Below are 10,031 nucleotides of genomic sequence, written 5' to 3'. Positions count from 1 at the left end.
CGGCTGCCGCTTCCTCTGCCGCAGGCTCGGCTGCCGCTTCCTCTGCCGCAGGCTCAGCTGCTGCTTCCTCTGCTGCAGGCTCGGCTGCTGCTTCTTCTACCGGCATTTCAAAGGTCGTGCCATCGGTCTGATCAAGATAGGCGATCAGGTCTGCGCGATCTTCGGCCTTGCGCATACCTGCATAGCCCATTGTCGTTCCAGGCGCATACCCCTTGGGGTTCTCCAGAAACGCATTCAGCTCGACCGGCGTCCAGACCTGCGCCACAGCCGTCAGAGCCCCCGAATAAGAGCCGTAGCCCGAAGCCGCGCCAACATCGCGTCCGACGACACCGTAGAGATACGGGCCAACCTTGTTCTCACCCTGAACAACCGCGTGGCAAGCGGCACAATTGCGGAACAACTTTTCGCCATTCGCCGGATCAGCCGCCGCCATCAGCGTGGCAAGGCTCGGGCCTTCTTCCACCACTTCCTCGGCACCAGCATCGCCCGTGTCGATCACATAGCCCTGCGCGTGGTCCTCGCCGTGGCCGCCGCCCATCGAATAAATCGACTCCGCCGCCCAATTGCCCAAAAGGAACACCAAGAGCGCGCCACACAGTGCGCCCGCGGTCTTTGTCATCGTCATTGTGTCGAACATAGGCCCGTTTCCATTTGATCCGTCGTTGGCCGCGTATCTATCCGCTTCCCCTACTGGCGCGCAAGGTGTAGTTTCCGCGACCAAACGCCCGACCGGGCCAAAAACACGGAAAAACGCAGATGACCAACCGCATCGCCTTTCAGGGAGAGCTTGGCGCCTACTCGCATCAAGCCTGTCGCGAGACCTATCCCGAGATGGAGGCACTGCCCTGCCGCACCTTTGAGGACGCGATTTCTGCGGTGCGCGAGGGTCAGGCCGATTTGGCCATGCTGCCGGTCGAGAATTCTACCTTTGGTCGGGTGGCCGACATTCACCACCTCTTGCCCGAATCGGGCCTGCATATCGTGGACGAGGCCTTTGTGCGGGTACATATAAACCTCTTGGCGCTGCCCGGCGTGCGCCTCGACGAAATCGAGAGTGCGATGAGCCACACAATGCTGTTGGGCCAGTGCCGCGCCTTTCTCGAACGCCACGGCATCCACCGCGTGACCGGAGCCGATACCGCAGGCTCCGCCCGTCAGGTGGCCGAGGCCGGCAAACCGGAAATGGCCGCCCTTGCCAGCGAGTTGGCAGGCGAGATCTACGGTCTCGACGTGATCGCCCGGCATATCGAGGATCAGGGCAACAACACCACCCGCTTTCTCGTGATGGCACGAGAGCCCGATTTCTCGCAGCGCGGTGACAATGGGATGATGACGACGTTCGTCTTTCAGGTCCGCAACATTCCGGCGGCGCTTTACAAGGCCATGGGCGGCTTTGCCACCAATGGTGTCAACATGACCAAGCTCGAAAGCTACATGGTCGGCGGGTCCTTTACCGCGACGCAGTTCTACGCCGACATCGAAGGTCATCCAGATGATCCGGCCGTCGCGCGGGCGCTGGATGAGTTGGATTACTTCACCTCGAACGTGACGATTCTAGGCGTTTACCCCGCCGATCCGCGCCGACACGATACCGACTGAATACCGACACTTACTTCAGGCGGATCGCGTATACCGGTCCTCTATCTCTGCCGCGTATTCCGCCAGCCGGACCTTGAACCGTTTTGTCAGGTTATTGCGCGCCAGTCTTAGCGATTGCATCATCAGCCGCGCCGCCAAGGTGCGCGGCTGCAACACCAGCGTGACCGTCATCCGCGTGCGTCCCCGCGACAGCGCCACAAGTTCCGCGATCATCTGCCCCTCAATCGAAGGCGAGATCAAGCCCAGCTTGATCCCGTTGGGCGGATCGTAGTCAACAACGCTCACATCCACTTTGCGCTGCTTGCCGCGCAGCTTGAATACAGCATGCCAACTCATGCCGACCCCCGGCACCTTCAGCTTGTCCGTGCGCCGCACATCCGCCCCGCGCCGCAACGCCGAGCGTTCAAATCCTTGAAAATCCGTGATTTCTTCGAAAACCCGCTCGATTGGGGCCTCAATATCTTCCCTGCCGGTAAACTGCATCCCCAGACCGCCCTTTTCGGTTTGTTATCGCTTTGCCCGCATCCATTGTCACCTCAATCCAGACAGTCGGCAAGCCAGTTCTCAAGCAGGAAATGCGCAATCGCCCCCTTGCGCGCAGGCATCAGGAACGGATGCTCCCCGGCGAAGGCCGAGAGGATCTCTTCTCGGCTCATCCATTGGGCATCCTCGATCTCCTGCGGATCAATCGTGATCTCCTCGCTCAGCGCCTCGCCGCGACAGCCGAACATGAGCGAGGCGGGAAACGGCCAAGGCTGGCTCGCCAGATAACTGACTTGTCCCACTTTTACCCCTGCCTCTTCCCAGACCTCACGCCGCACAGCCGCCTCGATGGTCTCGCCCGGCTCGATGAACCCGGCCAAGAGCGAATACATCCCCTCGGGCCAGCCCGGAGATCGCCCCATGAGTACAGAATTTTCGCGCGTAATCAACATGATGACCACCGGGTCGGTGCGCGGGAAATGCTGGCCGCCACAATGATCGCAGGCCCGCTGCCATCCCGCCCGGATCATCCGGCTTTCCTGACCGCAGCGCGCGCAAAAGCGGTGCGTCAGATGCCAGCCGAACACCGCCTTGGCCGTCGCCGCAAGCTCTGCGTCGCGCGGGCTGAGCCGCGTCATCACCCGCCGCAATTCGGCAAAGGCGCTGCCCTCGGGCAGGTCGGGATGCACCTGCTCGGAGGCATCCAGAAACGTATCCAGTTGGTCAGGTTCCAGCCCTGGCGGCACCCAGGCAGAAATATCATGCGCCAGAATCAGATCACCGCTTTCGTCACGCCCCAATAGGATCGGCGGCACCTTGTAGCGCGCAAGAACCGGATGATCCGGCGTCACCACGACCAACTGATCAAGCGTTTCCGCACGCAGCAGCGGCTTGCCCCGCCAGAGCACGATCGACCGCGCGCGGCCCTCTGCCACCGCCACCTGGATCATGGCCTCGTCACCGCGCACCTCATCGGCCCGGTCGAGCCCCGATCCCCCGAATGTCACCTGTTCCGCTGTCCGCATCAACCGCCTCCCGTGCCTAACTCTCTACACAATGCCCATGTCCACAAGACAAGAGCCTAGGCGCACAAAGCACAGGCAAATCACAATTTGCAACTTATAGTGTATTGATCGCGGCGCGCCGACATGCCAACCTCTCTAAGCCTCTGGCAAAACTTGTATTTGTACCCTGTCCAAGCGGTTTCATTTTCATGGTAGCACCGGGGCCACGCCCGGTATTAGAGCGTTGACGATTTGACCGACCCCGTTGCCAAAACAGCCCCAATACCTGCCTGTCGCGAAACCTTGCGCCTGCGGATATTGCAGACCACAGATGTCCACGGCCATCTGTTACCCTTCGACTACTACACCAACCAATCCAACCGGCCCTGGGGTCTGGCGCGGCTGGCCACGCTGATCCGGCACGCAAGGTCCGAGGTTGGGGCGGCAAACTGCCTGCTGCTGGATAATGGCGATTTCCTGCAAGGCACACCGCTCACCGATCTCACCGCGCAGCCAGATCAGGGCTGGAGCGGACCACATCCCGTCATCTCCGCCATGAACGAGATCGGGTATGACGCGGGCACACTTGGCAATCACGAATTCAACTATGGCCTCGACTGGCTGACGGAAACCTTGGCGCAGGCGCGCTTTCCCTTGACGTGCTGCAATGTCCTGATCCGGCGCGGCGCAACGCCGACCGAGGATAAGACGCTCTTGCCGCCCTATCTGCTGCTTACCCGCCAGATGCAGGATGGTGCCGGCAGGTCGCATGATTTGCGGATCGGCCTGTTGGGCCTCGTTCCGCCGCAAATACTGACATGGGACCACGCCCACCTCTCAGGCCGCGTCGATGTGCGCGACATGGTCGAGAGCGCGCGCGATTGGGTGCCTGCCTTGCGTGCTTTGGGCGCCGATCTGATCCTGCTCATGGCCCATACCGGCATCGATCCCGGACCAGACCGCCCGATGATGGAAAACGCCGCACGTGCGCTCGCCCGCCTGCCCGGCATCGACGCCCTGCTTGCAGGCCACAGCCACAAAAGCTTTCCCAGCACAGATCACCATGGCATTCCCGGCGCCGACACAAGCAACGGCACACTCTACGGCACACCCTGCCTGATGGCCGGATTTCGCGGCGACCATCTGGGCCAGCTTGACCTGATGCTGACCCGCGATGCCAAGGAATGGCACGTGACAGCGCATCATGCCCGCCTTCTGCCTGCGGTCGGAGCCCCGCCATGCCCCGCACTTTGCAGGGCGCTCGACACCGCCCACCGCCACACCACAGCCCTTACCGCGCGGGAAATCGGTCAGACCAAGACCCCCCTCCACAGCTATCTCAGCCTATTGCGCGACGATCCCATCCTGCACCTCGTCAATGAAGCCCAACGTCGGGCACTGGCCGCGGCCTTGGCCGATAGCCCGCATGCCGGGCTGCCTCTGCTCTCCGCCACTGCCCCGTTCAAGACCGGCGGCCGCGGCGGCCCCGCGCATTTCACCGATATCCCAAAGGGCCCGCTGCGCCTGCGCCACATCGCCGATCTCTATGGCTTTCCCAACACGCTTTGCGGTCTGCTTGTGACCGGGGCTGATGTGCGCGATTGGCTGGAACGCGCCGCCATCTGCTTCAACCAGATTATGCCCGGTCTGCCAGATCAACCGCTGCTTGATCCCTCTGTGCCAGGGCACGATTTCGATGTGATCGACGGGCTCAGCTATGCCATCGACCTGAGCCAGCCCGCGCGCTACGATCTTTTCGGCGCGCTGATCAATCCCAAGGCTCGGCGCATCCGCGACCTGCGCCACGCAGGCAAACCCGTCCGGCACGATGCCCATTTCATCATCGCCACCAACAGCTATCGCGCGCATGGCGGGGGGCCCTTTGCCCCGCTCGCCGAGACAGGGTTGATCTATTCCGGCACTCGCCCGGTGCGCGACATCCTTGCAGATCATGTCGCGGCCTTGGGTCAAATCGCAGCAGCGCCAGATCCGACTTGGCGCTTTGCCCCTCAGCCCGGAACTACCGTCACGGTCGAAACCGGTCCCGGCCTGCGCGCCCATCCTGCCGATATCGCCGCCTTGAACGCGACTGATCTTGGTTTGACAGAGACAGGGTTCCTGCGCCTTTCCCTACCTTTGCCAGATACGCAGCCTACACTTGCGCATCCCGTGGCAGACGCCTATATGACGCCCTGAGAGGTTGGCGCGGGCAGGCACCTCGCCAACCCGGTCAGGTCCGGAAGGAAGCAGCCGTAACGAGCCCCGCTTGGGTCGTTGTCCAGCCTCTCACCCTTTTCCCTGTAGCAAGCCGCAAAGGCGTTAACCGCAGTAGCGCGCCCGCAGATTGCCGCGTTGAGGCGCTTGAAAATCAGGGCCAACAGCGCGACTGCCCTCTCGCACTGGCACTTTGGCCCGAGGCAAATCAGGACGGAACGCCTGGCAAATGCGCTGATCCGTGATCCGCGCCTCCATACCACGGCCGCGCAAGTCCACAATATGACCCGACTTGATACCAAGCCCGCGCGTCTCAAACTCAAGGGGGTGCCGCAGCTCGAAAACCTCGGTATCAGCCCCTTGCCCAAACAGCGCCTCTTCGCCCTGCCAGTGTTTGCCGCTGACGAATCGCAGCCGGTAAACCCCCGGTGGCACCAGTACGCGAAAGAATGCGCCGCCCCGGATATAGGCGGCCAAGGCCTCTTCGCCGGTCTTCACATCAAGCAAGGTCAGGACATGATCACGCCCCGGCAAGGTCTTGACCTGAAGCGGGAAAACGGCAGGCAGGCCAGTCTTGTTCCACATTAGCCCAGCGGGAGGCGATGCCACATCAGCGGCGCGCGCATCCGTTGCCACGCCCCCAACGCAGAGCATCAGAGCCACTATGATCGGCAATGCCCGCATCACAGCTTGCGCAAATAGGCCCACGACACATGCCCCCGCAGCCCCCGCGCCCGGTCGAGCGAGACTTCGCACCAGCGCGTGCCTCCCGTCTGCTGACAGCTATGCACCCGCAGAACGGTACCATTGGGCAGACCCACGATCACGTCATAGCCGGTGCCGGGCCCCGCCCGCATCTTGAGCATGTCATCGTCCGCAACCCCATGGACCTCGTAGCGCCCAAGCGAGGCAGCTTCTGCCGATGACGTCCCCAGAAGCGCTCCGGCAAATAGGCTTGCCAATCCAACGATAAGAGCCCTGCGCATAGCATCCTCCGGCCTGTTGATGGTTGCAGTTCTACCCGTTTGCCCCCCGAAACGAAATAGTCGCGCGCACCCTATCGCGGGCTTTCCCTAAAGCATTTCACCGCCGTCAATCACAAGCGCCAGCCCCGTGACAAAGCTGGAGCGGTCCGAAGCCAGATAGACGATCCCGTGTGCGATTTCCTCGACGCTGGCCCAACGGCCCATGGGAATCGACCCGGCGACGTAGGATTCCAAAGCCGCGCGCCCGCCCATCTGTGTCTCAAACCCGGCATTGAACGGCGTATCGACAAAGCCGGGGCATAATGCGTTGAACCTGATGTTCTCAGCCGCGTAATCCACAGCCATCTGTTTCACCATCGCCACGGCGGCATGTTTGGTCGTGGCATAGGACACCATACCCCGGTCATACTGGCATCCCGAGTTAGACGCGGTTACAATCACCGATCCGCCTCCCTGCGCGCGCATTGGGACAATCACCGCCCGCGCCAACACGAAATGCGCCCTCACGTTCAGTGCCCATGCGGCATCCATCTGCGCAGGCGTCACATCCTCGGCGCGTCCTGGGATCTGGATGCCCGCGTGGCTGTGCAGAATGTCGATCCGGCCCCAATCCGCAACCACCTTCTCGACCATCGCGGCGCAGGCTGCATCCTCTGTCACATCCAGCGCAAAGGTCGCCCCCCGTCCGCCTGCCGCCTCGATCTGAGTCAATGTCTCCAGTGCCAGATCGCCATCCAGATCGGTGACAATGACCACCGCCCCCTCACGGGCCATCGCAATCGCCCCCGCCCGACCAATTCCTGACCCTGCCGCCGTCACCAGCGCGATTCGATCCTTGAGCATGCCATTCTCCTGCATAAGGTCAGCGCCCGGCCTTCGCCGCGCCGGGACGCAACAGCACCTGTGCGATGATCAAGAGCGTCAGGGACGCGATCATGACCATCGTGCCAATCGCATTGATTTCGGGTGTTACGCCCCGGCGGATCGACGAGAAAATGTAAATCGGCAGGGTCGTCTCGGACCCGGCGACAAAGAACGCCATGATGAAATCATCAAAGCTGAAGGTGAAGGCCAAGAGAAACCCCGCCAGAATGGCCGGCGCAATCTGCGGCAGCGTCACTTGCAAAAAGGTCGCCACCGGGCCAGCCCCCAGATCGCTTGAGGCTTCGATTTGCGCACGATCAAAGCTCTCGAGCCGCCCACGCACCAGCAGGACCACCAAGGACATGGTGAACATGCCATGCAACCCAATGAGCGATCCCATGCCCAAGGACAGCCTACGGCCGCTCATTGCCTCAAGCCACGGATTGACAAGATCGAACACCGTGACCAACGCGATCAGTGCAGCAATGCCGATCACGATGCCGGGAATCATCACCGCAATCTGCACCAGCGTGTCGAAAAACACCCGCAACCGCCCCCGCATGCCCGTCAGCGCCAGCGCCGCCATAGTACCTGCCACCGTCGCCAGAACAGCCGACAGAAACGCCACCTTGACCGAGGTCCAGAGCGCCTCCATCACAAAGGGATTGCTGAGCGCACGGCCATACCATTCGGTCGAGAACCCTTGCATCGAACTCGCCGACCGCCCGGCCGAAAACGAGAATAGCGCGATGATCCCGATGGGCAGGTAGAGAAACGCAAAGACGGCAATGGCATAGGCTCTCATGACGTCCTCACATCAGCCCGACATCGTCGCGGCCCGCACCAAAGCGGCGAACCGCACGGCTATAGAGGGCCACAACGATCAACATGATCACGATCAGCGCCACGGCCACCGCCGATCCGAACGCCCAGTTGCGCGACTGCAGGAAGAGATCAACCAGCGCATTGCCGACAAAGAATACCTTGCCGCCACCCAGAATGGCGGGGATCAGAAACTCGCCGGTAAGCAGGATAAAGACCAGCATCGACCCTGTCAGAACACCCGGCATCGACAAAGGCAGCGTGATTTGCAGAAAACTGCGCCAAGGCGGCGTGCCCAGGTCCGCCGCCGCCTCGAGCAGGCTGCGATCCAGCTTTTCCAGCGCCACATAGATCGGAAAGACCATCAATGGCAGGTATCCGTAAACGATCCCTACCAGCACCGCAAAAGGTGTATTGATGAGGCGAATGTCACCCAGACCCAGCGCCTCCAGCAGCGCCGGAATGCCATTGCCCCCAAGCAGGTAAATCCACGCATAGGACCGGATCAGGATCGAGGTCCAGAACGGAACGATCACGAGAATGAGCAGCGTTGTCTTCCAACGCGCCGACACCTTCAACGCCAGGTAATAGGCCAGCGGATAGGCAATGAGCAGCGCCGCCAGCGTGCCCATGGGGGCCAATGTCAGCGTATTGAGAAAAGCCGAGAGGCGCGCAGGCAGATTTGCGTATTGCTCGAAGGTAAAGCCCGGCGCGTAGCCACCAATCGGGTTCCGCTCACCAAAGGAAAAGACGAGGACGACAGCCAGAGGGAACAAGAGCAGCACGGCATACCAGATGCCCGCTGGCATCAGAAGCAACGCGCGCGCCCGTGTTCTTGTCATGGCCATCGCCCTCATTCCCCGGTCAGGCCGATTTGAACCGGGCCATCAATTCGGCGCGGTTGGGATCGGTCAGTGTGACCGCAGCCCCGAATTCCAGCGCATTGAGCGCCTCTGCTGCCGGGTAGAGGATCGGATCGTTCAGCAGATCTTCGGGCAAGAGCGCATTGGTGCGCGCATCCGCCACCGGATAGCCATGCGCCAGCGCCTCGCGCGCGTTGACCTCGGGGGCGAGCAGATAGTTAATCAGCGCATAGGCCGCCTCGCGGTGCGGTGCGCCGACCGGAATGGCATAGTAATCCGACCAGATTTCGCCCCCCTCCTTGCCCAAGGCAAAGGCGATTTCAGGCAGATCGGTGTTGAGCTGCTTGCCATCCCCCGTCCAGCACATCGTAAGCCAAGCATCGCCATTGCGCATCGCGGGCTGATAATCCGAAGAAATCGCAAAGAGATGCGGCTTGACCTCGATCAGCAGCTTTTCGGCCTCTGCCAATTCTGCCGGATCGACCGAATTGAAGCTGTAGCCGAAATAGGCCAGCGCGTTGCCGATGGTGGTCAGCTGATAGTCATGCACCATGACGCGCCCATCGAACTGATCCTTGGCCCCGTCGAAAAAGGTCTTCCAGCTGTCGACCACGCCGCCGGTCTTGGCGGTGTTCGAGGCGATCCCCGTGGTGCCCCAGTTCTTCGGCACGGCATAGACCTTGCCGTCAATCGTGCCCGCATCTGCAAAGCGCGCATCAAACGCGGCGGGATCATAATTGGGCAGTTTCGAGAGATCCAAAGGCTCGATCAGACCGGCCTCCACATAGGTCGAAATCGCATAGTTGGTCGGTACGAACACATCCCAACCCGAGCCGCCCGCCTGAATCTTGGCCAGCATTTCCTCATTCGAGCCAAACACATTCACCTGAGAGAAAACGCCGGTCTCATCGGCGAAGCGATCAAAGTTTGCCGCATCATGGTAGTTTGGCCAGGTCGCCAGCACCACCCGGTCGCCCAGATCCTCCGCCATGGCACGCCCCGGCAAAAGGCCCGGCAAGGCGCCCCCCAACACCGCCATCGCAGTTCCAAGACCCGTGGTGCCCAGAAACTGCCGCCGGCTGATCGAGCCCTTTTCGTAGCGGCGCAGTTCTTCGATGAATTTCTTGCGCGAAATCGTCGTGTTATCCTGTGTCATCGTCTCGTTTCCCTTGTTGAACTTGGTGCAGTTGTCATCC

At 61.5% G+C, this 10,031-nt stretch carries 11 protein-coding genes and 1 other RNA gene; 3 read left to right on the top strand and 9 right to left on the bottom strand.

Features of this window, described 5'->3' with window-relative positions; all coding sequences use genetic code 11:
- Window positions 1-619 (bottom strand): c-type cytochrome (locus tag AACZ65_RS17215; RefSeq protein WP_339672953.1); only part of this gene is annotated, 619 nt, incomplete at its 3' end.
- A 137-nt stretch (window positions 620-756) separates the two neighbouring features.
- On the opposite strand from AACZ65_RS17215, the gene AACZ65_RS17210 reads away from it, so the two are divergent.
- Window positions 757-1,599: a prephenate dehydratase gene (locus AACZ65_RS17210; RefSeq protein WP_339672951.1), complete on the top strand. Its 843-nt coding sequence runs from the start codon at window positions 757-759 to the stop codon at window positions 1,597-1,599.
- Between the two features lie 15 nt (window positions 1,600-1,614).
- On the opposite strand, the gene AACZ65_RS17205 is transcribed toward AACZ65_RS17210, so the two are convergent.
- Complete coding sequence (locus AACZ65_RS17205) at window positions 1,615-2,082, bottom strand: SRPBCC family protein (RefSeq protein ID WP_339672948.1); 468 nt, start codon at window positions 2,080-2,082, stop codon at window positions 1,615-1,617.
- A gap of 53 nt (window positions 2,083-2,135) precedes the next feature.
- Entirely contained in the window at window positions 2,136-3,107 is a 972-nt protein-coding gene (nudC, locus tag AACZ65_RS17200; protein WP_339672945.1) for an NAD(+) diphosphatase, read from the bottom strand.
- 231 nt (window positions 3,108-3,338) lie between these two features.
- Here nudC and AACZ65_RS17195 point away from each other — a divergent pair, with 231 nt between their 5' ends.
- Together AACZ65_RS17195 and ffs are read left to right on the top strand one after the other, a co-directional pair.
- Window positions 3,339-5,282: a bifunctional 2',3'-cyclic-nucleotide 2'-phosphodiesterase/3'-nucleotidase gene (locus tag AACZ65_RS17195; protein ID WP_339672943.1), complete on the top strand. Its 1,944-nt coding sequence runs from the start codon at window positions 3,339-3,341 to the stop codon at window positions 5,280-5,282.
- An RNA gene (ffs, locus tag AACZ65_RS17190) (signal recognition particle sRNA small type) lies at window positions 5,280-5,378 on the top strand. Before AACZ65_RS17195 ends, ffs begins: the two co-directional genes overlap by 3 nt.
- 27 nt (window positions 5,379-5,405) lie before the next feature.
- On the opposite strand, the gene AACZ65_RS17185 is transcribed toward ffs, so the two are convergent.
- From AACZ65_RS17185 to AACZ65_RS17160, 6 genes are all read right to left on the bottom strand, one after another.
- The gene (locus AACZ65_RS17185; protein WP_339672959.1) at window positions 5,406-5,954 is read right to left on the bottom strand and encodes a hypothetical protein; all 549 of its coding nucleotides are present in this window, start codon (window positions 5,952-5,954) and stop codon (window positions 5,406-5,408) included.
- 29 nt (window positions 5,955-5,983) lie between these two features.
- Window positions 5,984-6,286: an SH3 domain-containing protein gene (locus tag AACZ65_RS17180; RefSeq protein ID WP_339672941.1), complete on the bottom strand. Its 303-nt coding sequence runs from the start codon at window positions 6,284-6,286 to the stop codon at window positions 5,984-5,986.
- Window positions 6,287-6,373: 87 nt separating this feature from the next.
- Window positions 6,374-7,144 carry an SDR family oxidoreductase gene (locus AACZ65_RS17175; RefSeq protein ID WP_339672938.1) on the bottom strand — a complete coding sequence of 257 codons (771 nt, stop codon included), beginning with the start codon at window positions 7,142-7,144 and terminating at the stop codon, window positions 6,374-6,376.
- Window positions 7,145-7,148: 4 nt separating this feature from the next.
- Window positions 7,149-7,955, bottom strand: coding sequence for an ABC transporter permease (locus AACZ65_RS17170; protein WP_339672936.1), 807 nt, complete (start codon window positions 7,953-7,955; stop codon window positions 7,149-7,151).
- 7 nt (window positions 7,956-7,962) lie between these two features.
- The gene (locus AACZ65_RS17165; RefSeq protein WP_339672933.1) at window positions 7,963-8,814 is read right to left on the bottom strand and encodes an ABC transporter permease; all 852 of its coding nucleotides are present in this window, start codon (window positions 8,812-8,814) and stop codon (window positions 7,963-7,965) included.
- 22 nt (window positions 8,815-8,836) lie between these two features.
- Window positions 8,837-9,991 (bottom strand): extracellular solute-binding protein, encoded by a 1,155-nt coding sequence (locus AACZ65_RS17160; protein ID WP_339672931.1) that lies wholly within the window; start codon window positions 9,989-9,991, stop codon window positions 8,837-8,839.
- Between the last annotated feature and the right edge of the window lie 40 nt (window positions 9,992-10,031).

The organism is uncultured Roseovarius sp. (assembly GCF_963972555.1).
GTDB lineage: Bacteria > Pseudomonadota > Alphaproteobacteria > Rhodobacterales > Rhodobacteraceae > Roseovarius > Roseovarius mucosus.
The sequence above is the reverse complement of the archived record's forward strand: the minus strand, read 5'-3'. Positions and strand labels throughout refer to the sequence as shown.

Bases quoted from the DNA above. Each gene is read 5' to 3' on its own strand.
- AACZ65_RS17170 (WP_339672936.1), bottom strand. From the start codon at position 7,955: ATGAGAGCCTATGCCATTGCCGTCTTTGCGTTTCTCTACCTGCCCATC.
- AACZ65_RS17205 (WP_339672948.1), bottom strand. From the start codon at position 2,082: ATGCAGTTTACCGGCAGGGAAGATATTGAGGCCCCAATCGAGCGGGTT.
- AACZ65_RS17160 (WP_339672931.1), bottom strand. From the start codon at position 9,991: ATGACACAGGATAACACGACGATTTCGCGCAAGAAATTCATCGAAGAA.
- AACZ65_RS17185 (WP_339672959.1), bottom strand. From the start codon at position 5,954: ATGCTCTGCGTTGGGGGCGTGGCAACGGATGCGCGCGCCGCTGATGTG.
- AACZ65_RS17165 (WP_339672933.1), bottom strand. From the start codon at position 8,814: ATGACAAGAACACGGGCGCGCGCGTTGCTTCTGATGCCAGCGGGCATC.
- nudC (WP_339672945.1), bottom strand. From the start codon at position 3,107: ATGCGGACAGCGGAACAGGTGACATTCGGGGGATCGGGGCTCGACCGG.
- AACZ65_RS17180 (WP_339672941.1), bottom strand. From the start codon at position 6,286: ATGCGCAGGGCTCTTATCGTTGGATTGGCAAGCCTATTTGCCGGAGCG.
- AACZ65_RS17210 (WP_339672951.1), top strand. From the start codon at position 757: ATGACCAACCGCATCGCCTTTCAGGGAGAGCTTGGCGCCTACTCGCAT.
- AACZ65_RS17175 (WP_339672938.1), bottom strand. From the start codon at position 7,144: ATGCAGGAGAATGGCATGCTCAAGGATCGAATCGCGCTGGTGACGGCG.